Source organism: Saccharothrix algeriensis (assembly GCF_016907655.1).
GTDB classification, from domain to species: Bacteria; Actinomycetota; Actinomycetes; order Mycobacteriales; family Pseudonocardiaceae; genus Actinosynnema; species Actinosynnema algeriense.
Genome location: NZ_JAFBCL010000001.1, coordinates 2,175,651 through 2,196,038, shown reverse-complemented (window position 1 = coordinate 2,196,038; position 20,388 = coordinate 2,175,651). Strand labels below are relative to the sequence as shown.

Here is a 20,388-nt window from a genome sequence, read left to right as displayed (position 1 = left end):
GATGTCGGGCCCGGCGCGCGGGTTCCTTCAGCTCTCGGGCGTCCCCGAGGCGTTCACCACCGCGTCGCGCAGGGCCGCGCGCAGACGCCCCACCTCCAGCGGCGTCAGCACCGCCGCCTCTCCCGGCGGCACCGTGACCACCACGTGGCCCTGGCTGACGAAAACCGTCATGTCACGGCGACGGGATGCGATGTCGCGGCAGGAGATCTGCCACTCCTTGCCTGTACCCACGGTCCCGAACCTCCAGCTGTCTCGACACGGGTGCTCGGACCAATCCGGGCGCTCGCGGGGGTGAGACGCACGCGGGTTGGTGCCATGACGGGAAAACTCCCGACGGGCGACCGTGCCGAGCTGTCGACAGCGTCGCACGTGGTCATCGCTCCAGTCACCTAGGTGGGTGAAAAATGGCTAAACCGCAACGGATCGTGATGGTTGGTTCGGGCCTCGCCGAGGCCGCGCGGCGGGTGCGTCGCGGGAGCGCGGCTACGGCGGACAGGTCACCCTGTTCGGCGGGGAGGCGTACCAGCCCTGCGAACTTCCGGTGCTGTCCAAGGGGGTGCTCGTCGGGAACGCCGATGGGCCCGACCGCGTGCACGAGCCAGATTTCTGCGAAACCCGCGACGTCGGCTTGAGGCTCGGCGTGGAAATCACCGGGCTGCGCATCGGTGGGCGGGTGGTCGTTGACTCGACCGGGGTAACCCACTCGTATGACCGGTTGATCCTGGCGACCGGCTCGACGGACGCGGGTCCCCCGGTCCGCGCGCCCCGTCGAGGACGCGCAACGGCTGCGCGGACCTTGTCGGCTGAGTCCAACGTCGTGGTCGTCGGACTCAGCCGAATCGGGTGTGAGATCGCTGCGGCGGCCTGGTCACACGACGCGATCGTCACCGTCGTCGACCCGGTGGACCTGCCGCTGCGACGTGCCCCGGGGTCGACCGCCGGGGAGGTGTTCCGCCGCCTGCACGCCGACCACGGCGTCCGCCGGCGCCCGGGTGTCGGGTTCGACGGCTTCACGCCGGGTGGCGTGCGGCAGGCCGACGGTTCCGATCAGAGGCAGGACCCGCTGTCGGGCCGGTGGTCGGCCAGGATCAACCGCTCCAGCAACGCCTTGAGCCGCTGCGCGTCGGCCGGGTCCAGGTCGGCGGTGAAGTCGTCCTCCACCTCGACGTGGAGCCGCTCCACTGCGACCTGGACCGCCCGGCCCTGCTCGGTGATCACCGGCACGCGCACCCGCCGGTCGTTCGGGTCGGGCTCGCGCACGACGAGGCCCGCGCGCTCCAGCCGGTCCAGTTCGGCGGTGAGCGTCGTCTTGTCCAGGCCGAGCGCCTGCCCGAGGGCGAGCTGCGTGCGCCGGAACTCCTCGCTGGCCAGCGCCGACAGCACCAGCTGCCCACGAGTCGTCACACCATGCCGCGCCGCTGCCTCCTGCGCCGCCGAACCCAGCTTCTGCGCGGCCCGGTGCAACAGCCAGTTCAGGCCGGACCGGCGCACGCAGGCGGAGTCGACAGGGGCGTTCATGCCGCCGAGCATACGCCCGCCCCGAACCCCTCCCGATCAACAAAACCCCAGCTAGAAAGCCTTCGCCACCACCAACACACAAAATCCACTAGACGACCGGTCAACTACCCCGCCGTAATTCCAGTAAGCCGACTAGCTGACAGCGGTACTGCCTCTCTGCGGCCTCCGCAAAAGACGACCGGTCAACTAAAGCTCCAAGCATCCCACTGCGCCCTGCGCTGCCCACTCTGCAAATCCTTGTCCTATGCGTCCCTGCCGTGGGCATCGCTCTAGCTCGCGTAGACAACCGGTCAACTAATTCGCTAGGCAAAACCTGCTGGGCAAAGCTCAGCAAGATGGTCAGTCAACTAATGGGCTTCACAATCCAGCGAGATGACCGGTCAACTATAAAATTGGCGAAACTTGGCGAGGTGGTCAGTCGCCTGGTGGGCTTCGGAGCTTGGTGAGACGACCGGTCAACTAGCGGGCTTCGGGACTTGGTGAGACGACCGGTCAACTAACGTGCGAGGGGATCAGTGAGGCGGCCGACCGGTTGATGTGCAGTGAGGTTCGACTAGATGGCCGGTCAACTAATATGTTGCGCGTTTTCGGTGGGATGGCCGGACAGTTGAAGCCTGCGGGGCTTGGCGAGATGGTCGGTTGACTGACGCGCTGTGGGGCTCGATGGGTGAATGGTCAGCTGGTCGGCTGGCGTGTTGTGGGATTCGGGGAGATGGTCGGTCGACTAATGCGTTGTGGGAATCGGTGGAGTGGTCGATTGGCTGAAAGGATGTAGATTTGTGAGATGGTCGGTCAGCTAGTTGTTTTAGTTGACCGGTCATCTAGGGGTGGGGTGGCTGCTGTGGGGGTCGGCTGTGATCGCTTGAGGGAGAGGGGCGGGGCGCTGTCACACTGGTCGGCGACGTTCGGGAGGTGCCGGTGTCCGAGTCGATCGCCGCTGTCGTGTTCCGCGCGGCGGACCTCACTGCTCGGGGGCTTCCCCGGCAGGCCATCGACCTGCTGCGGCCCGCGTTGGCGGCCCACCCCCGGCACGCCGAGGCTTGGTGCCGGTTGGCTGCGGCGTACCTGGACACCGGCGAGCCCGACCCCGCCCTGACCGCGGCGAAGCGGGCCCTCGCGCTCGACGGCGACCACGCCTGGGCGCAGCGGTTGGCGGCGTTGGCGCTGAGCGAACTCGGCCGGCACCCCGAGGCGGCGGTCGCGGCTCGTGAGTGCGTTCGGCGCGAGCCCGGCGACTGGCGGTGCCACGTCGTGCTGGCCGAAGTCCTCGCCGCCGTCCCGGACACCCGCGACGCCGCCGTCGACGCCGCCCGCGAAGCCGCGCGGCTGGCGCCCGGCGAGGCCCGGGCCTTCCAGGTCCTCGGCGACGCCGCCCTGAGGGTCCGGGACTGGGGCACCGCCGAGTGGGCCTACCGGAAGGCCCTGCGGCTCGACCCGGCCGACGAGGACGTCCGGGCCAACCTCGCCACCGTCACGCGCAAGCGGTCCGCCGCGCCCGCGTCGCCCACCGCCGACGCCCTCACCACCGCCCACGGCCTCGCCCGGCGGACGCTGTCCCGGCTGGCCGCCCTGCTGGTCGCGGGCGGGGTGCTGCTGATGATCGCCGGGCTGCCCCGGCCGACGCCGTCGCTCGGCTGGTTCTCCGGCGCCCTGGTCCTCGCCGCCGTCGCGGTCGCGGGCCGGCCGTTCGCGTTCGCCCGGCCCGCGGTGCGGGCGGCGCTGCGGGTGCTGCCCCGCCACCGGCCGAAGGTCGCCGTCGCCGCCGCGGCCTTCGGGCTGTCGGCCTCGATCCTCGCCGGCTGGTCGCTCGCGCTGCTCCTCGGCGCGACCACCGCGCAACCGCTCGTGCTCGCCTGGCTGTGCGCCCTGGCCGGCGGATCCGTCGTCGTCCTGGCGGGAGGCCGCTAACCTGGACCGCGGGAAGGAGGGCCGCGTGACGCGACTGCTGATGCTCCTGGCGCTGGTCGCCGGGTTCGTCGTCGTCGGTCCCGCCGGTCACCACCCCACCGACCTCGTGGGGGTCAGCGCCGCCGCCGACGCGGCGCACCTGCCCGGCGCCGCCACCCGCGCCACCACCCACCCCGTCCAGCAGCCGGGCCACCTCGCGCAGCCGCTGGACGGCGTGCTGCCGCCCGTCCACGTCACCCCCGCGCCCCGGCTGCGCGTCGACGTCGTCGACCCGACCCACCGCGCCCCCGAGCGCACCGGGCAGGCCCCGCTCGGCGAACGCGCGCCGCCCGCCGACCTCCGGTAGTCCAACCCCCTGTCACCCCCGACCCCGGAGGTCGCTTCGCCATGCCGCGCCCACCAGCGCGGCGAGAACTCCTCGTCCGAGGGCTGCTGTCCCTCGGCGTGCTCGCCGCGTCCGCGTTCGTCCTGCTCACCAGCCAGCCGCGCCTCGGTCTCGACCTGCGCGGCGGCACCCAGATCGTGCTGGAAACCCCGTCCGAGGCCACGTCCGACAACACCGACCGCGCCATGGAGGTGCTGCGCCGCCGCGTCGACGAGCTCGGCGTCGCCGAACCCGTCCTGGCCCGCTCCGGCGACCACCGCATCGTGGTCGAGCTGCCCGGTGTGCAGGACCCCGCCGAAGCCATCGACGTGCTCGGCCGCACCGCCCAGCTCGCCGTCCAACCCGTCACCGGACCGGGTGATGTTCCGACCACCGAGGGGGACTCGGTGGCGCTCGGCCCGGTCGCGATGACCGGAGACGGCATCAAGGGCGCGCAGGCATCGCCCAACCAGACCGGCGCCGGCTGGCTGGTCACCGTCGACTTCCGGGGCGACGCGCCGGCCACCTGGCAGCGGCTGACCGGCGCCGCCGCGTGCTTCCCGCCGGGCGACCCGCAGCGGCGGGTGGCGTTCGTGCTGGACGGCCGGATCGTCTCCGCCCCGCAGGTCGACCCGTCCGTGCCGTGCCGGACCGGGATGGTCGGCACCAGCACCCAGATCACCGGCCGGTTCGCCCAGGCCGAAGCCGAGGAGCTGGCGCTGGTGATCCGGTCCGGCGCGCTGCCGGTGCCGGTGGAGGTCGTCGAGCAGCGCACGGTCGGCCCGACGCTCGGCGCCGAGGCCATCGAGGCCAGCAGCCGGGCCGCGCTCGTCGGCATCGCGCTGACCGGCCTGTTCCTGATCTTCGTCTACCGGCTGGCCGGGCTGGTCGCCGTGCTCGCGCTGGCCGGGTACGCGGCGCTGGCCTACGCGGCGCTGCTGGCCGTCGGCGCGACGCTGACGCTGCCGGGGCTCGCCGGGTTCGTGCTGGCCATCGGCATGGCGGTGGACGCCAACGTGCTGGTCTTCGAGCGCGCGCGGGAGGAGTACGCGCGGCGCAAGCGCTTGCCGAGGTCGGTGGACCTGGGCTTCAAGGGCGCGTTCAGCGCGGTCGCCGACTCCAACGTCACCACGCTGCTGGCGGCCGGCCTGCTGTTCTGGCTCGCCACCGGACCGGTGAAGGGCTTCGGCGTCACGCTGTCCATCGGCGTGCTCGCGTCGCTGTTCAGCGCGCTGGTGCTCAGCCGGGTGCTGTTGCAGCTGGCCATGCCGCTGCTGGAGCGCCGGCCGGGGTGGAGCGGCCTGCACGACCTCGGCCGGGTGCGGACCTGGCTGACCGGGCGGGGGCTGCGGCTGTTCCGCCGGCCGCGCCGGTGGCTGCTCACCGCCGGGCTGCTGCTCGCGGTGGCGGTGGCCGGGCTGCTCGTGCGCGGGCTGGAGCTGGGCGTCGAGTTCACCGGCGGCCGGATGATCGACTACACGGCGACCGGCGTCGACGCGGACCGCGTGCGGGCCGAGCTGGCCGCGGCGGGCTTCCCGGACGCCGTCGTCGCCACCTCGGGCGACAGCGGGCTCTCGGTGCGCACCGGCCCGGTCGACGAGGCCGGCTCGGCGGAGATCGGCGCGGCCGTCGACCGGGCGACCGGCGGCGCGCAGCAGGTCGGCAACGAGCTGATCGGCCCCAGCCTGGGGTCCGAGCTGCGGCGCAACGCGCTGATCGCGCTGGCCATCGCCGTCGCCGCGCAGCTCGCGTACCTGGCGGTGCGGTTCGACTGGCGGCTGGGCCTGGCGACGGTCACCGCGCTGGTCGCCGACGTCGTGGTGCTGGTCGGCGCGTTCGCGTGGCTGGGCAAGACCGCCGACGGGGTGTTCCTCGCGGCGCTGCTGACCGTCATCGGCTACTCGGTCAACGACTCGGTGGTGGTGTTCGACCGGGTGCGCGAGCTGCGCCGGGCGCGGCGCTCGGAGCCGTTCGGCGACGTCGTCGGCACGGCCGTGCTCCAGACCGTCCCCAGGACCGTCAACACGGGGATCGGCGTGCTGTTCGTGCTGGCGGCGCTGCTGGTGCTGGGTGACGGGTCGCTCGCCGACTTCGCCACCGCGCTGCTGATCGGCGTGGTCGCCGGTACCGTCTCGACCGTCCTGACCGCGGCGCCGGTGGCGATCGCCTTGGAGGGTCGACGATGAACACGGGGCACGCGCTGCTGGCGGTCGGAGGGGCGTTCCTGGCGGCCGGGATCATCGGCCGCGCCGGTGTCCGGATAGGACTGCCCACCATCCCGCTGTTCATGGTGGCGGGCATCCTCTTCGGCCCCAACACCCCCGGGCTGTCCCTCGTGGACGACCCGGGCGAGATGAGCGTGCTGGCCGGGCTCGGCCTGGTGTTCCTGCTGTTCTACCTCGGCCTGGAGTTCTCGGTGGACGACCTGGTCTCGGGCGGGCGCAGGCTCGCCGCGGCCGGCGCCGGGTACCTGCTGCTCAACATCGGCGGCGGGCTGGTCTTCGGGTTCGCCCTCGGCTGGGGGACGCGCGAGGCGCTGATCGTCGCCGGGGCGATCGGGATCTCGTCCTCGGCGATCGTGACGAAGCTGCTGGTGGAGGCGAACCGGCTGCGCAACCCGGAATCACGGCTGGTGATGGGCATCATCGTGATCGAGGACGTGTTCCTCGCCCTGTACCTGGCGGTGCTGCAGCCGGTGCTCGGCGGCACGTCCGGCGTCCGCGCGCTGCTGGACTTCGGCAAGGCGTTCCTGTTCCTGCTGGTCCTCGCGGCCGTCGCGCGCTGGGGCGGTCGGGTGGTGACCCGGCTGTTCTCGCCGACCGACGACGAGCTGCTGGTGGTCTGCTTCGTCGGCGTCGCGGTGACCGGCGCGGCGGTCGCGCACGAGCTGGGCGTCTCGGACGCGATCGGCGCGTTCATGGTCGGCGCGGTCATCGGCGGCTCGGGCGTCGCGCCGCGCGTGCACAAGCTCGTGCTGCCGCTGCGGGACGCGTTCGGGGCGCTGTTCTTCTTCATCTTCGGGCTGAGCATCGACCCGAACGCGGTGGGCGGCGTCGTGGTGCCCGTGCTGGCGGCCGTCGCGGTGACGATCGTGCTGAACCTCGGCGCCGGGTTCTTCGCGGCGAAGCTGCACTCGTTCGACCGGCAGCAGGCGGTGGACATCGGGCTGACCGTCCTGACCCGCGGCGAGTTCTCCCTGGTGCTCGCGGCGATGGCGGTGACCGCGGGGCTGGACTCGCGCGTCGCGCCGTTCGTCGCCGGGTACGTGCTGCTGCTGGCCGTGGTCGGGCCGCTGGCGGTGCTGCGGTCGGACAGGCTGGCGTGGCTGCTGCCCCGGCGCCTGTTCGCGTGAGGCGCGCCCGGCCGCGCGTGCTTGCGGCCGGGCCCCGGCGGGTCGAGCATGGCCCGCACGTGACGGCCGCAGTGGACGGTGAGGGCGCATGGCGGGGTTCGCCGGGTACCAGAACGAGATCTACCTCCAAGGGCTGGCGGGGACCGTGCCGCCGTTCACCACCGACCCCGAGCGGCTGGAGGAGTCCGCCCGCGAGCGGCTCGAACCCGGGCCGTTCTGGTACGTGGCGGGTGCGGCGGGCTCCGGCGCGACCGCGCGGGCCAACCGGGAGGCGTTCGACCGGTGGCGGATCGTGCCCCGGATGCTCACCGACGCCACCACCCGGCACCCGGGCGTGTCCGTGCTGGGCACCGAGCTGCCCGCGCCCGTGCTGCTCGCGCCGATCGGGGTGCAGTCGATCCTGCACCCCGACGGCGAGCTGGCCACCGCGCGGGCCGCCGCGGAGCTGGGCGTGCCGTTCGTGCTGTCGACCGCCTCGTCGCACACCGTCGAGGACGTCGCCGAGGCGGCCGGTGACGGGCCGCGGTGGTTCCAGCTGTACTGGCCCAACGACCCGGACGTGTGCGCGAGCATCCTGGGCCGGGCTCGGCGGGCCGGGTACCGGGTGCTCGTCGTCACGCTGGACACCTGGGCGCTGGCGTGGCGGCCCCACGACCTGGACCGGGCCTACCTGCCGTTCCTGCGCGGCGTCGGCACGGCCATCCCGTTCTCCGACCCGGCGTTCCGCGCCGGGCTGGCCGCGCCGCCGGAGGACGACCTGCCCATGGCGATCCTGCGGTGGGTGCAGCTGTTCACCGGCGTCGACAAGTCGTGGGAGCAGCTGCCGTTCCTGCGCGAGCACTGGGACGGGCCGATCGTGCTCAAGGGCGTCCAGCACGTCGACGACGCGCGCCGGGCCGTCGACGCCGGCGTGCAGGGCGTCGTCGTGTCCAACCACGGCGGGCGGCAGGTGGACGGCGCGGTCGCGTCGCTGGACGTGCTGCCCGACATCGCCGACGCCGTGGGCGACCGGGTCGAGGTGCTGTTCGACTCCGGCGTGCGCACCGGCGCGGACGTGGTGAAGGCCCTGGCGCTGGGCGCCCGGGCCGTGCTGCTCGGGCGGCCGTTCGCCTACGGGCTCGCCCACGGCGGCCAGGGCGGGGTGCGGCACGTGCTGCGCGGCCTGCTCGCCGACTTCGACCTCACCCTCGGCCTGGCCGGGCACCGGAGCCCGGCCGAGCTCAGCCGCGAGGCGCTGCGTCCGCGGTGAGCTGCCGCAGGCGGCCGTGCAGGGTGGTGAAGTCGGCGGGCTGCACGGTGATCCATGGGGTGCCGTCGCCGCCCTTCGACTTCGCCGACAGGTAGCGGCCGGTGACCGTGTCGAAGTAGGTCAGCGGCGCGGCGCACCGCTGCTTGCGGCCGAACCGGTCGCGGCGGGCGGCGAACAGCTGACCGCCGCCCGTGCGCTGCTCGGCCAGCAGCCTGCGCACCGCCTGCACCTCGGCCGAGTGCGCCCCCGACGGCCTGCTGGCCTGCAGGAACGACCCGCCGCCGTCCTCGTCGCCGTGGCGGGGGCGGCGGGGCCCGTCCGCCAGCGCGTCCTCGGGCAGCGACAGCACGCCGCCGCGCCCCGGCTTCGCCTCCGGCAGGGCCGACACCAGCGACTGCACGGCGTCCTGCGCGCGCACCGGCTCCAGCGCGAAGTGCTCGTCCGGCCGCAGCACGACCCGCAGCGCCTCGTCACCGGACACCGCCACCAGCGCGGAGCGCGTGTCCTCGTCACCGTGGTTGAAGAAGGCGTAGTACTCCGCGCCCGCCTCGGCCAGCAGCCGCAGCGACCGGCCGAGGTCGGCGTGCAGCTGCCTGCCGCGCGCCAGGCCGAGCCGCTGCAACTCCGCCCAGCCGCCCCGGGCCAGCTCCGCCAGCCCGCCGAGATCGCCTTCGGCGAGGCGGTCCTCGTCGAGGTCGACGTCGGTCAGCAGCGCGTTGTGCAGCGTCGACAGCCCCTCGGCCTGCCAGGCGGTGTAGAACGCGACGACCGGGATCGCCACCTTGGTGCGCAGCACGCCGCCCCCTTATTCGCCGATGACCGGTGGGGCGACCATGGTGCCGTCGCCGAAGATGTCCTCGGTCTCCTGCAGGTAGGACGCGGCCTTGTGCTCCTTGTCCTCCTCGCCCTGCCCGTGGCCGGCGCCCGCGCCCATGCCGGCCATGCCCGCGCCGGCCACGCCGCCGCGCCCGGCCGCGCCCGCGCCGCCCGGCCCGAACCCGCCGCTGCCGCCGGGGCCGAACCCGCGCTCGCCGGGCGCCATCGTGCCCGACGCGCCACCGGGCGCGAACCCGCCGGGGCCGGGGATGCCGGGGACGCCGCCCAGCCCGCCGCGCCCGCCACCGAGACCACCCGGACCGCCGCCCAGGCCACCCGGACCACCGCCCAAGCCGCCCGGACCGCCGCCGCGCCCGCCCGGACCACCGCCGGGACCGCCACCCGGCCCGCCCGGTCCCGGCACGCGCACCGGCGGCCGGTTGCGGGGGTCGTTCGGGTTGCGCGGGTCGTTGCGGTTGCGGGGGTTGCGCGGGTCGTTGGGGTTGCGCGGGTCGTAGGGCAGCCGCGGGTCGAACGGGGGGAACCGCGGGTCGTTCGGTGGGAACCGCGGGTCGGTGGGCCGCGGCGGGTCCACCGCGAGCGGGGGCGGCGCCGGCCGGTCGGGGACCTCGGCCAGCGACTTCCTCGTGTCGCCGCCCTCCTCGCCGGACGAGGTCGGCGGCGGGACGGCCACGTCGCCCCAGGACTTCCCGGTCCGGTCCCGACCCGTGCCGGGCTCGCCGGTGCCGTCCCCGCCCGTCTCGTCGGTGCCGCCCCACTCCTTCGGGCGGGGGATCGGCGGCTCGTCGCCGCCCTCGTCGATGCCCGCGCCGATCTCGGCGGGGGACTGGAACGTCGGCATGGCCGCGCCGGCGGCGTTCGCGGCGGTGCCGTAGGTGCTGAGCACCCGCACGTTCCTGGAGTTGACCTCCTGGCTCTTCTCCACCGCGTCGTCGTAGTCGGTGTCCCAGGGCAGCGCGTCGTTGTACCAGGGCTTGTCCGGCACGTCGACGGGCTTCTCGACGGAGTCGCGGGCCCGGCGGAACGAGTCGCTGATGTCCGACGCGCCCCGACTGGCCGTGCTGGCGCTGTCACCGGCCGCCTGCGACCAGCTCGCGAGCGGGGAGGTCGACGCACGGGCCTGGTCGCCCGCCGCGCCCTCCCAGGACGCGCCGGAGTCGCGCACCGCCTTCTCGATCAGGTGGGCGATGTCGAGGTGGTCGCGGTTGACCTTCTCCCAGTTCTGCTGGGTCGCGTCGGTGGTCTGCTCGGGGCCCTTGCCGTCCTTGAACCAGCCGTAGATCTTGTCGGCGCCGATCCCCACCTGCAGCAGCGCGAAGCCGCCGTAATCCATGTCGACGGGCCCGCCGGGCAACGTCATGGCTACCCCTTCTTCAGGTTTCCGATGACCGTCGCGGCCACCCGCTCGGTCGTGCCGCAGGCTTTGCCGTCGTTGAGCTTGTCGTTCTTGCCGATGCTGCCTTGGACGAGAACGGCCTCCCTGTCCGACGTGCCGACCGCGGTGTTGCAGGTCCGCTTGCCGTCGGCGCTGTCGAAGCTGACCGCACGCCTACCCTCGACCTCGGTCTCCTCGGAGATCGACATGCCGGACTTGGTGCTCTCGATGAAATCCTCGATTGTGTTGCCCTTGACCACGAGGATCACCTTGAAGGTGGAGTCCGCCAACACGTCCTTGCCCTGGTAGGTGCAACTGGGGCCGTTCGGCCCGTCTTCCCCTGCTGTGGCCTCGCGGAAGGTGGCGAGTCCGGCCTGCTGTTCCTTGGTCAGGATGGCGCAGGGGTCGCTCAGGTACTTCTGGAGGTTCAGACCCCCACCGCCACCGGAGTCGGGGCTGGTCGAGGTGGGCACGTCTTCCGACGTCGTGGGTGCAGACGTCGGATCTCCGGGGGAAGTGGAGGTGCATGCGGCAAGTGCCGCCACGGCAGCGCCGACGGCGAGAGCCGCCCGAACAGTGCGGTTCAAGGAGCTCATTCCTTCGGCTTGAGTGCGTCGGCGGCGGCCGAGTCGGTGCCCTGGTACTCGTCCAGCGCCTTCTGGATGTTCTCGATCGTGTTCTCCAGCGCCTTGCGCGCTTCGAGGTTCGCCCAGCCGTAACCGCCGGGCTCGTCGCTCGCGGTTTTGCGGATGGTCAGCGTGGCCATGCCGCTGTAGACGTCCTTGCCCGGGGAGTTGCTGGCAGCGATCTCATCCGAGACCAACTTCGTGTTGACCAGTTTCTCCAGCGCCTGCTTGAGGCCGTCGATCAGTCGCTGGGCCTCCGCCGGGTCGACGGAGAACTTCGTCTGCGTCGCCACGTAACCCGCGCCCGGACCGCGCGCCACCGTGTCGGCGACGAATCCCAGCTTCGCGCCCCCACCACCTGCGTCCAGCATCGCTCGCGCTCCCCTCACGCCAACAGCGCGATCAATGATGGCACAACGGCCTCGGCGCGTCCGGGAGTTCGGCCGGGTCGTCCCGGGTGACCGGTGTCCGATCCGTACAAGACCGCCGCGGCCGGCGGACCTACCGTGGCGGAATGATCGAAGCAGCCAGGTCCTTCCTGTGGCACAACGCGCGCGTGCTGGAGCAGCGGCGGTTCGCGCACCTGTTCGACGGCGGGCCGGGGGAGCCGGTCGTCGCGGCGGTGGCCGCCCACCGCAACGACGACGGCGGGTTCGGGCACGCCCTGGAGCCCGACGGCCGCGGGCCCAGCAGCCAGCCGCTGCACACCTTCACGGCGTTGACCCTCTGCCGCGAGGTGGGAGACGACCGGTTCGTGGCCGGCGCGGCCGACTTCCTGGCCTCGGTGGCCAACCCGGACGGCGGGCTGCCGAACTGCCTCGCCACGGCCGCGGACCACCCGCGCGCGCCCTGGTGGCAGGTGTCGGGCGGGAGCGACCTGCTCATGACCGCGCTGGCCGCGAGCGCCCTGCACGAGGCCGGGTCCGACCACCCGTGGCTGGACCGGGCCACGGACTTCTGCCTGCGGCGGCTCGGCGCGCTGACCTCCTCGCACCCGTACGAGGCGAGCGCCTGCGCCCGGTTCCTCGACCACCTGCCCGACCGGTCGCACGCCGAGGTGGCGGCCGAGCGGCTGGGCGCGCTGGTGCGCGAGACCGGGCTCGTGGACCTCGGGGACGGGCAGGCGCCGGCCGGGTACGCCGCGGGCGAGACGCACAAGCCGCACCACTACGCGCCCACGCCGGACAGCCTGGCCCGCCGCTGGTTCGGCGACGACGAGGTCGAGCGCGACCTCGACGAGCTGGCCCGGGGGCAGCGCGAGGACGGCGGCTGGACGTTCCCGTGGCCCGCCTGGACCCCGGTGACGACCTACGAGTGGCGCCCGATCGTCACCATCGAGGCGTTGCTGACGCTGCGCGCCTACGACCGGATCAGCTGACCCAGCGGGACGCCGGCCAGGTCCTTGACCTCGCGCGCCAGGTGCGCCTGGTCGGTGTAGCCGGTGCGGTGGGCCACGTCGGCGAACGGCACGCCCCGCCACGCCAGCTTCACCGCGCGGTCGAAGCGGAGCACGCGGTGCAGCACCTTGGGGCCGTAGCCGAACGCGTCCAGGCTGCGGCGGTGCACCTGGCGGGTGCTCAGCCCCAGGTCGTCGGCCAGCGCGGCGACCGAGGACGTGCGCACCGACCGCGCGATCCGCGCCGCCACCGGGTCGGGCGGGGTGGCGCGCAGGCGCTCGCGCGCCGCGGCGGCGAGCACGGCGCACGGGTCGTCGGCCGCGGCCAGGGCGTCCTCCAGCGCGGCCGAGCCGCCCCACAGCTCGGACAGCGGCACGCGCTGGTCGCGCAGGGCGTGCGCCGGGACGCCCAGCGCGGCCGGCCCGACGCCCGGGCCGAAGCGCACGCCGAACACCTCGCCCGGGCCCATCGCCGTGACGTGGCCGACGGTGTCCGGACCGGCGACCACGAGCGCGCGGTCGGAGGACCAGATGATGTCCGTGCAGCCGTCGGGCACCACCCGGCCGACGGCGGGGGTGGCCGAGGACCGCCGCCAGGCGCAGTCCAGCCCGGCGGCCGGGCGCTCGACGTAGCTCACGGCCGGGCGCGCCGGCGCGCGGTCGGTCCCCCGCGGACGGCGGCGCGTCGGGCTTGCTGCACGCCGACCAGCCTAACCGCGCCGGGCGGCGTCACTTCGCGTCGGCGTACCCGGCGACCGGCACGGCCTTGAGCGGGAACCGGACCGGCGTGTCGCCGAACACCAGGCGGGACGCCTCCGCGCCGGCCGCGGTCACCTCCGCGCACACCGCGTCCGCCAGCCCGGCCGGGCAGTGCACCAGGACCTCGTCGTGCTGGAAGAACACCAGCTGCGCCTCGGGCGCGGACCGGTGCAGGCGGCGGCGCAGCGCGCCCAGCAGGGCCGCCGTCCAGTCCGCCGCGCTGGCCTGCACCACGAAGTTGCGCGTGAACCGGCCCCACTCGCGGGCGGCCCGCCGCGACCGCCGGACCGCGTCCTCGCCCTCGTCGGCGCTGCCGGTGGCCTCGTGCCACGCGTCGGAGGGCGGCGGGCTCGTCCGGCCCAGGCGGGAGCGCACCACCCGGCCCTGCTCGCCGGCCGCCGCCGCGGCCTCCACGTACCCGACCGCGTCGGGGAACCGCCGCCGCAGCACGGCCAGCAGCGGGCCCGCCGCACCGCTGGTGCCGCCGTACATCGCCGACAGCATGGCGACCTTCGCCCGGTCCCGGTCGCCGTCGAACGCGTCCGCGGCCACGTTGGTGTACAGGTCGTCGTCACCGGAGACCTCGGCCAGCCTGCGGTCGCCGGACAGGGCCGCGAGCACGCGCGGCTCCAGCTGCGCCGCGTCCGCCGCCACCAGCCGCCACCCCGGGTCGGCCAGCACCGCGCGGCGCAGCGTGCGCGGGATCTGCAGCGCCGCGCCGCCCCGCGTCGCCCACCGCCCGGACACCACGCCGCCGACCACGTAGTCCGGCCGGAACCGCCCGTCGGACACCCACTGGTCCAGCCACGACCAGCTGTGCGCGACCCACAGCCGGGCCAGTTCCTTGTACTCCAGCAGCGGCTGCACGGCCGGGTGGTCGACGCCCTTGAGCACCCACGCCCGCGCGGACGGGACCTCGACGCCCTCCCGCCCGAACGCCCGCACGATGCTCGGCGGGTGGTCGGGGTTGACCGGTCGGCCGCCGAACGCCGCCGTGATCCGGTCCGCCAGCTCGGCCAGCCGGCTCGGCCGCGCCCCGGCGGCCGGCCGCGGGCCGAGCAGCTCCACCAGCAGGGCCTCGTGCACGTCGGCCCGCCACGGCAGGCCGTGGTGGGTCATCTCGGCGGCGGCCAGCGCGCTGGCCGACTCGGCGGCGAACAGCAGCCGCAGCGGGTCGGCGTGGCCCAGCCCGGCGGCGGTGCGCTGCTGCTCGGCGTGCACCGCGACGACGGCCTCCAGCGGGTCCGCGGCGCCCGGCAGCGGTTCGCGCTCCGGCTCGAACAGGGTCGGCTGGGTCTCGCGCCGGCGCGGCCCGTGGTCCTCCGGGACGGGCAGCCCGCGCAGCCGGGCCAGCGCCGCCCCCAACCCGCGCGGCTCGCCGTGCCGCCCCTGGTAGGCCAGCAGCAGCGCCTCCACGTGGTGCAGGTCCAGGCACCGCTCCACCCGCACCCCGCGCGCCAGCAGCCCGGGGTACACCTCGGCGGTCGACGGCCACAGCCAGCGCGGTCGCGAGCCCTCCCACTCGGCCACCACCGAGGCCAGGTCGTCGGTCCCGACCACCGGCCCCGCGGGCTCACCGGCGTCGGAGAGCAACCGGACCCGACCGGCGTTCTCCGCGTGGGGCACCAGGGCAGCGAGCACCAGTGCATTGTGAGCGACCCTCTCGACCCCGCCCACCTTCCCCCTTGGGCACGACATCACTCTTTCCAGTGATCCTCCGCTCCCACCCCGGAACACCGCCCCCCACCTCACTACCCTCACCCCAAAAATCACTCACGTCCTCATACCCACCCGACCTCCCCCGCGAGGTCGCGTCGGTAGGTCGAGCCTGTTCTCCCGCCGATCACGCTTTCCGATCGCCGGGAGAACAGGCTCGACCTGCCGACTACAGGCGACCGAGCCGCCCCGACGGAGTCGGGGCCATCCAACACAGAGGTGCCCCTGTCTCCCGGCGAGCTGCTGGACCCGCGGCACGGGGTGGTGCCCTTCCACGGCCGGGTGCGGGAGCTGGCGGCGCTGGCGCGGTGGCGCGACCGGGTGGGCGGGCCGTCGGTCCTGCTGCTGCACGGCCCCGCCGGCGTGGGCAAGACCCGCCTCGCGCACCACTTCGCGGGCGACGCCGTGCGCGTGGTGGACGACGCCGAGCTGCTGCCGTGGCAGGACCTGCACCGGCTGCTGCAGGAGCCGGACGACCGGGTCCTGCTCGTGGCCCGCCGCACGGGCTGGTGGTGGTCGGCGGCGCGGCAGCGGGCCGGGGACCTGGACCGCGCCTGCGCCGAGCTGGAGCTGGCCGCGCGGCCGGCGGAGCACGACGAGTCGTTCGCCGCCGCCTGCGCCCGCTTCGCCGACGCGCTGGGCAGGCCGCGCCCGACCGCGCCGCCCCCGCCCGCCGGCACCCTGCACGACCTGCACCTGGCCGCGCTCGCCGCCGTGCACGGCTCACCCGCCGGCGACCAGGTGGAGCTGGTGCGCTGGCTGGCCGACGTCGACCCGGCCGCCGCGACCTCGGGGCGGCTCGCCGAGGACGTGCTCGCCGTGGCGCTGCTGGACGAGCGCATCGAGCCCGAGCGCACCCCGGCCGCCCTGGACGCCCTGCTGCGCGCCGCCGAGCGGTGGCCGCACGCGCTGCGCCGCGCCGAGGAGCTGTTCACCGCGCACCCGGAGCTGGTGGGCGTCACCGGCGCCGCGGGCCTGACCGCCCTGGCCGAGCGCCCGGCGGCGGCGCGGGCCATCGCCCGGCACGTGTTCGACGACCCCCGCTTCCACTGCGACGCCCTGCCCGCCGTGGTGACCCGGACGCTCCTGCGCGACCGAGCGCCCGTTGCCGGCAAAGCGGAGCTGGCCGAGCTGCACGGGATGCTGGGCGCCCGCGCCGCGCTCGCCGCGCTGCGGGAGGAGGCCCTGGCGGCGGCGCGCGCGGAGGTCGCGCTGTACCGGGAGCTGGTGGCGGAGGACCCGGTGGAGTACCGCCCGGCGCTCGCCGACGCCGTGGGCGACCTGGGCCTGCGGCTGGTCGCGGTGGGGCGCGACGACGAGGCGCCGGCCGCGTCCGAGGAGGCCGTCGCGCTGTCCCGGCTGGTCGCCGCGCACGACGCGGACTGCGCGCCGCAGCTCGCCGACGCGCTGGACCAGCTGGGCCTGCGCTGCGCCGCGGTGGGCCGCCGGGACGAGGCGCTGGCCGCGACCGGGCAGGCCGCCGGGCTCTACCGGGAGCTGGCCGAGGGCAACCCGGCGCTGTTCGGGCTGGACGCCGCCAAGGTGACCCACCACCTCGCGGTGCGGCTGTTCGACGTGGGCCGCCGCGCGGAGGCGGCGGACGCCGCGCGCTCGGCGGTCGTGCGGTGGCGGGCCGCGGCGGACGCCGACCCGCGCCACGAGGCCGAGTTCGCGCGCACCCTGGTGTCGATCGCGGCGCTGCTGTCGGTCTTCGGCGAGCGCGAGGAGGCCGCGGCGGCGGTGCGCGAGGCGATCGACGTGCTGCGCCGCCTGGCCCGCGCCAACCCGCGCGACTTCGAGCCGGACCTGGCCGTCGCGCTGGGGACGCTCGGCGCGGTGCTGCGCGGGCTGGGCCGCCCGTCGGACGCGCTGGTCGCCGCGGAGGAGTCGGTCGAGGTGCGGCGGCGGGTGGCCGCGGACGGCGACCCGCACGCGGTCGTCGCGCTGGCCGCCGCGCTGGGCGAGCTGGTCGACCTGCTGGTCCGGGACGGCAAGCACCGCGCGGACCGGCTCGCGGTGGCGCAGGAGTCGGTGGAGCTGCTGCGGCCCCTGGTGCTGCGGTACCCGGTGGGCCACCGGGTGGACTTCGCCGTCGCCCGCGCCCGGCTGGCGCGGGTCCTGCTGCGCGAGGGCCGCGGCGAGCAGGCGCGGCCGGTGGTGGAGGAGGTGCGCTCGCTGGCGCGGCGGCTGCCCCGGCGGTTCCTGCTGACCGGCGGCGGCAGGCTGGCCTCGGCGCTGCAGGGCCTGGTCGACGGGCTGGCGGCGGACGGGCAGGGAGAGCCGGCGCTGCGGCTGGCCGAGCAGGTCGCCGACACCTGGCGGGAGCTGGTGGGGCGCCACCGGGGCGCGCCGGTCGCGTTCGCCCTCGCGGCGCAGCGGGCGGCCGAGCTGGCGTGGGGGCAGGCCGACCCGGGCGCGCCGGACCGCGCTCGGGTGGCGGTGCTGGCCTGGCACCTGGCCCGGACGCCGGACGAGCTGACCGACGACCAGCGCTACGCCGCCGCGCTGTCCTGCTACGCCCGGCAGTGCGCCGAGACGGGCCGCGAGCTGGACCGGGCGCTGGCCGCGGCGCACCGCGCGGTCATGGTGCTGCGCGCGGCGGGCGCCGCGCCGGACCGGTTCGCCCGCGCCGTGGAGGTGGTGGAGCGGGTGGTCCGGGCGCACCCCGACCCGCAGGCCGCGCGCGCCCGGACCCAGGCGATGGTCGCCCGCGACTGGCCTAGTTCTTCGTGAGCAGCGACCGCAGGAAGAACGCCACGTTCGCCGGGCGCTCCGCCAGCCGCCGCATGAAGTAGCCGTACCACTCGTCGCCGTAGGGCAGGTAGACGCGCATCCGGTTGCCCTCGGCGGCGAGGCGCCGCTGCTCCTCGGGCCGGATCCCGTAGAGCATCTGGAACTCGTAGCTGTCCTTGGACCGGTGCGCCGCGAGGTCCGCGGCGATCGCGATCAGCCGCGGGTCGTGCGAGGCGACCATCGGGTAGCCGTCGCCGGCCATCAGGACCTTCAGGCAGCGCACGTAGGACAGGTCCACGTCCGCCTTGTCCTGGTAGGCCACCGAGGCGGGCTCCTGGTAGGCGCCCTTGCACAGGCGGACCCGCGACCCGGCGTGCGCCAGGTCCCGGCAGTCCTGCTCGGTGCGCTTGAGGTAAGCCTGGAGCACCGCGCCGACCCACGGGAAGTCGACCCGCAGCTCCCGCAGGATGCCCAGGGTCGAGTCGGTGGTCGTGTGGTCCTCCATGTCCAGGGTGACCGTGGTGCCGACGACGCCGGCCGCGGCGCAGATCCGCCGGGCGTTCTCCAGCGCGATCTTCTCCCCGTCGACCGGCAGGAACTGGCCGACGGCGGACAGCTTCACCGACACCTCGGCCCGGTCGGCGTAGCCGGCGGTCTCCAGGCGGCGCAGCAGCTCCAGGTAAGCCTCGGCGGTGGCGGTGGCCTGCGCCGAGTCCCGGGTGTCCTCGCCGAGGTGGTCGAGCGTGACCAGCCGGCCGTCGGCCAGCACCTCGCCGGTGGTGGCGATCGCGGCGTCCACGTCGTCGCCGGAGATGAAGCGCTTGACGACGGGCCGGGTCAGCGGCGTGCGTTCGACGAGCCCGCGGACGGCCCCGGAGCGCGAGGCGGCGAGCAGTGTGGAGCGGAGCATGGTCACCCCTGGTGCGGGTAGCGGTGGGCGGTCGGAGCCGCGAACGTCTCCTTGATCGACCGGGGGCTCACCCACCGCAGCAGGTTGTGCACCGACCCGGCCTTGTCGTTGGTGCCCGACGCGCGACCGCCGCCGAACGGCTGCTGGCCGACGACCGCGCCGGTGGGCTTGTCGTTGACGTAGAAGTTGCCCGCGGCGAACCGCAGCTCCTGCTGGGCGTGCGCGATGGCGGCCCGGTCCCGGGCGATGACCGCGCCGGTCAGGCCGTACGGCGCGGCGCTCTCCAGCTGCTTGAGCACGGTGTCGTAGTCGGAGTCCTCGAACACGTGCACGGCGAGCACCGGGCCGAAGTACTCGGTGGTGAACACCTCGTGCTCGGGGTTGGTGCCCAGCAGCACGGTCGGGCGCACGAAGTAGCCGTCGCTGTCGTCGGCGGTGCCGCCGGCCGCGACCTCCAGCTGCGAGTCGCCGCGCGCGGCCTCCAGCACGCCGGACAGCTTGTCGAACGAGCGCCGGTCGATGACCGCGCCCAGGAAGTTCGACAGGTCGGTGACGTCGCCCATGGTCAGCGACTCGACGTCGGCGAGGAAGGCGTCCTTGACCCGGTTCCACACCGAGCGCGGGACGTAGGCGCGGGACGCGGCCGAGCACTTCTGGCCCTGGTACTCGAACGCGCCGCGGACCAGCGCGGTGCGCAGCACGTCGACGTCGGCCGACGGGTGCGCCAGCACGAAGTCCTTGCCGCCGGTCTCGCCGACGATGCGCGGGTACGAGCGGTAGCCGGCGATGTTCGCGCCGACCTCGGCCCACAGGTGCTGGAAGGTCCGCGTCGACCCGGTGAAGTGGATGCCCGCCAGGTCGGGGTGCCGCAGCGCGACCTCGGACACCGCCAGGCCGTCGCCGGGCAGCAGGTTGATCACGCCCGGCGGCATCCCGGCCTCCTCGAGCAGCCGCATGGTCAGGTGCGCGGCGAAGCTCTGCGTGGGCGACGGCTTCCACAGCACCACGTTGCCCATCAGGGCGGGCGCGGTGGGCAGGTTGCCCGCGATGGCGGTGAAGTTGAACGGCGTGATCGCGTAGACGAAGCCCTCCAGCGGGCGGTGGTCGGTGCGGTTCCACACGCCGGGGGAGGACTGCGGCTGCTCGGCGATCAGCTGCCGGCCGAAGGCCACGTTGAAGCGCCAGAAGTCGATCAGCTCGCACGCGGCGTCGATCTCGGCCTGGATCGCGGTCTTGGACTGGCCGAGCATGGTCGCGGCGTTCAGCGTCTGCCGCCACGGCCCGGCCAGCAGCTCGGCGGCCCGCAGCAGGATGGCGGCGCGGTCGTCGTAGGACAGCGCGCGCCACTGCGGGGCGGCCCGGCGGGCGGCCTCGATGGCGTCGGCGGTGTCCTGCCGGGTCGCGCCGTGCAGGGTGCCCAGCACCGCGCGGTGGTTGTGCGGCTGGACCACGTCGAAGCGCTCGCCACCGCCGACCCGCTGCTCGCCGCCGATGGTCAGGGTCAGTTCGGTGGGCTCCTTGGCCAGTTCGGCCAGCTTCGCCTGCAGCTCCGCGCGCTCCGGGGTGCCGGGGGCGTAGCTGAGGACGGGCTCGTTCACCGGCGCGGGGACCCTGGTCACGGCATCCACAAAGCAGCTCCTTCGCC

The 20,388-nt window shown here is 74.7% G+C and carries 17 protein-coding genes and 1 pseudogene; 8 read left to right on the top strand and 10 right to left on the bottom strand.

Annotated elements, in window-relative coordinates:
• Positions 1 to 27: 27 nt before the first annotated feature.
• Positions 28 to 231, bottom strand: coding sequence for a hypothetical protein (locus tag JOE68_RS09740; RefSeq protein WP_162470732.1), 204 nt, complete (start codon positions 229 to 231; stop codon positions 28 to 30).
• Between the two features lie 271 nt (positions 232 to 502).
• On the opposite strand from JOE68_RS09740, the pseudogene JOE68_RS32430 reads away from it, so the two are divergent.
• Positions 503 to 964 (top strand): annotated as a pseudogene (locus JOE68_RS32430) (FAD-dependent oxidoreductase); the annotation flags it as partial.
• Between the two features lie 83 nt (positions 965 to 1,047).
• On the opposite strand, the gene JOE68_RS09730 reads toward JOE68_RS32430, so the two are convergent.
• Positions 1,048 to 1,518 (bottom strand): MarR family winged helix-turn-helix transcriptional regulator, encoded by a 471-nt coding sequence (locus tag JOE68_RS09730; protein WP_239562190.1) that lies wholly within the window; start codon positions 1,516 to 1,518, stop codon positions 1,048 to 1,050.
• Positions 1,519 to 2,436: 918 nt separating this feature from the next.
• Here JOE68_RS09730 and JOE68_RS09725 point away from each other — a divergent pair.
• From JOE68_RS09725 to JOE68_RS09705, 5 genes are all read left to right on the top strand, one after another.
• A complete protein-coding gene (locus JOE68_RS09725) occupies positions 2,437 to 3,426 on the top strand; it encodes a tetratricopeptide repeat protein (protein WP_204841991.1) in 990 nt (329 codons plus the stop codon).
• A 25-nt stretch (positions 3,427 to 3,451) separates the two neighbouring features.
• Complete coding sequence (locus JOE68_RS09720) at positions 3,452 to 3,772, top strand: hypothetical protein (RefSeq protein WP_204841990.1); 321 nt, start codon at positions 3,452 to 3,454, stop codon at positions 3,770 to 3,772.
• A 41-nt stretch (positions 3,773 to 3,813) separates the two neighbouring features.
• Positions 3,814 to 5,976 (top strand): protein translocase subunit SecD, encoded by a 2,163-nt coding sequence (secD, locus tag JOE68_RS09715; protein ID WP_204841989.1) that lies wholly within the window; start codon positions 3,814 to 3,816, stop codon positions 5,974 to 5,976.
• Positions 5,973 to 7,142: a cation:proton antiporter gene (locus JOE68_RS09710; protein ID WP_204841988.1), complete on the top strand. Its 1,170-nt coding sequence runs from the start codon at positions 5,973 to 5,975 to the stop codon at positions 7,140 to 7,142. Before secD ends, JOE68_RS09710 begins: the two co-directional genes overlap by 4 nt.
• Positions 7,143 to 7,230: 88 nt before the next feature.
• On the top strand, positions 7,231 to 8,391 hold the full coding sequence (locus tag JOE68_RS09705; RefSeq protein WP_204841987.1) for a lactate 2-monooxygenase: 1,161 nt from the start codon (positions 7,231 to 7,233) through the stop codon (positions 8,389 to 8,391).
• Here the strand turns inward: JOE68_RS09705 and JOE68_RS09700 are convergent.
• Genes JOE68_RS09700 through JOE68_RS09685 form a run of 4 tightly spaced genes read right to left on the bottom strand, consistent with a single transcriptional unit; the run spans position 8,363 to position 11,600 of the window.
• Positions 8,363 to 9,187: an ESX secretion-associated protein EspG gene (locus JOE68_RS09700; RefSeq protein ID WP_204841986.1), complete on the bottom strand. Its 825-nt coding sequence runs from the start codon at positions 9,185 to 9,187 to the stop codon at positions 8,363 to 8,365. The two genes, JOE68_RS09705 and JOE68_RS09700, sit on opposite strands and share 29 nt — an antisense overlap.
• A 9-nt stretch (positions 9,188 to 9,196) precedes the next feature.
• Entirely contained in the window at positions 9,197 to 10,588 is a 1,392-nt protein-coding gene (locus JOE68_RS09695) for a hypothetical protein (protein ID WP_204841985.1), read from the bottom strand.
• A 2-nt stretch (positions 10,589 to 10,590) separates the two neighbouring features.
• Complete coding sequence (locus JOE68_RS09690; protein WP_204841984.1) at positions 10,591 to 11,190, bottom strand: DUF3558 domain-containing protein; 600 nt, start codon at positions 11,188 to 11,190, stop codon at positions 10,591 to 10,593.
• A 5-nt stretch (positions 11,191 to 11,195) separates the two neighbouring features.
• Positions 11,196 to 11,600 (bottom strand): hypothetical protein, encoded by a 405-nt coding sequence (locus tag JOE68_RS09685; RefSeq protein WP_204841983.1) that lies wholly within the window; start codon positions 11,598 to 11,600, stop codon positions 11,196 to 11,198.
• A 143-nt stretch (positions 11,601 to 11,743) separates the two neighbouring features.
• On the opposite strand from JOE68_RS09685, the gene JOE68_RS09680 reads away from it, so the two are divergent.
• Entirely contained in the window at positions 11,744 to 12,607 is an 864-nt protein-coding gene (locus JOE68_RS09680) for a prenyltransferase/squalene oxidase repeat-containing protein (RefSeq protein ID WP_204841982.1), read from the top strand.
• Here JOE68_RS09680 and JOE68_RS09675 read toward each other — a convergent pair.
• Together JOE68_RS09675 and JOE68_RS09670 are read right to left on the bottom strand one after the other, a co-directional pair.
• The gene (locus tag JOE68_RS09675; protein WP_204841981.1) at positions 12,589 to 13,263 is read right to left on the bottom strand and encodes a helix-turn-helix domain-containing protein; all 675 of its coding nucleotides are present in this window, start codon (positions 13,261 to 13,263) and stop codon (positions 12,589 to 12,591) included. The two genes, JOE68_RS09680 and JOE68_RS09675, sit on opposite strands and share 19 nt — an antisense overlap.
• Before the next feature lie 91 nt (positions 13,264 to 13,354).
• Positions 13,355 to 15,025, bottom strand: coding sequence for a bifunctional 3'-5' exonuclease/DNA polymerase (locus JOE68_RS09670; RefSeq protein ID WP_204841980.1), 1,671 nt, complete (start codon positions 15,023 to 15,025; stop codon positions 13,355 to 13,357).
• 294 nt (positions 15,026 to 15,319) lie between these two features.
• Here JOE68_RS09670 and JOE68_RS09665 point away from each other — a divergent pair, with 294 nt between their 5' ends.
• Entirely contained in the window at positions 15,320 to 17,833 is a 2,514-nt protein-coding gene (locus JOE68_RS09665; protein ID WP_204841979.1) for a P-loop NTPase family protein, read from the top strand.
• Here JOE68_RS09665 and JOE68_RS09660 read toward each other — a convergent pair.
• Both JOE68_RS09660 and pruA read right to left on the bottom strand, forming a co-directional pair.
• Entirely contained in the window at positions 17,820 to 18,743 is a 924-nt protein-coding gene (locus tag JOE68_RS09660; protein WP_204841978.1) for a proline dehydrogenase family protein, read from the bottom strand. The genes JOE68_RS09665 and JOE68_RS09660 overlap by 14 nt on opposite strands.
• A 2-nt stretch (positions 18,744 to 18,745) precedes the next feature.
• On the bottom strand, positions 18,746 to 20,371 hold the full coding sequence (pruA, locus tag JOE68_RS09655; protein WP_204841977.1) for an L-glutamate gamma-semialdehyde dehydrogenase: 1,626 nt from the start codon (positions 20,369 to 20,371) through the stop codon (positions 18,746 to 18,748).
• Positions 20,372 to 20,388: the final 17 nt, after the last annotated feature.

What these genes read in the sequence shown, in the direction of transcription:
- JOE68_RS09730 (WP_239562190.1), bottom strand. Translation starts at nt 1,518, where the DNA reads ATGAACGCCCCTGTCGACTCCGCCTGCGTGCGCCGGTCCGGCCTGAAC.
- secD (WP_204841989.1), top strand. Translation starts at nt 3,814, where the DNA reads ATGCCGCGCCCACCAGCGCGGCGAGAACTCCTCGTCCGAGGGCTGCTG.
- JOE68_RS09710 (WP_204841988.1), top strand. Translation starts at nt 5,973, where the DNA reads ATGAACACGGGGCACGCGCTGCTGGCGGTCGGAGGGGCGTTCCTGGCG.
- JOE68_RS09705 (WP_204841987.1), top strand. Translation starts at nt 7,231, where the DNA reads ATGGCGGGGTTCGCCGGGTACCAGAACGAGATCTACCTCCAAGGGCTG.
- JOE68_RS09695 (WP_204841985.1), bottom strand. Translation starts at nt 10,588, where the DNA reads ATGACGTTGCCCGGCGGGCCCGTCGACATGGATTACGGCGGCTTCGCG.
- JOE68_RS09685 (WP_204841983.1), bottom strand. Translation starts at nt 11,600, where the DNA reads ATGCTGGACGCAGGTGGTGGGGGCGCGAAGCTGGGATTCGTCGCCGAC.
- JOE68_RS09680 (WP_204841982.1), top strand. Translation starts at nt 11,744, where the DNA reads ATGATCGAAGCAGCCAGGTCCTTCCTGTGGCACAACGCGCGCGTGCTG.
- JOE68_RS09660 (WP_204841978.1), bottom strand. Translation starts at nt 18,743, where the DNA reads ATGCTCCGCTCCACACTGCTCGCCGCCTCGCGCTCCGGGGCCGTCCGC.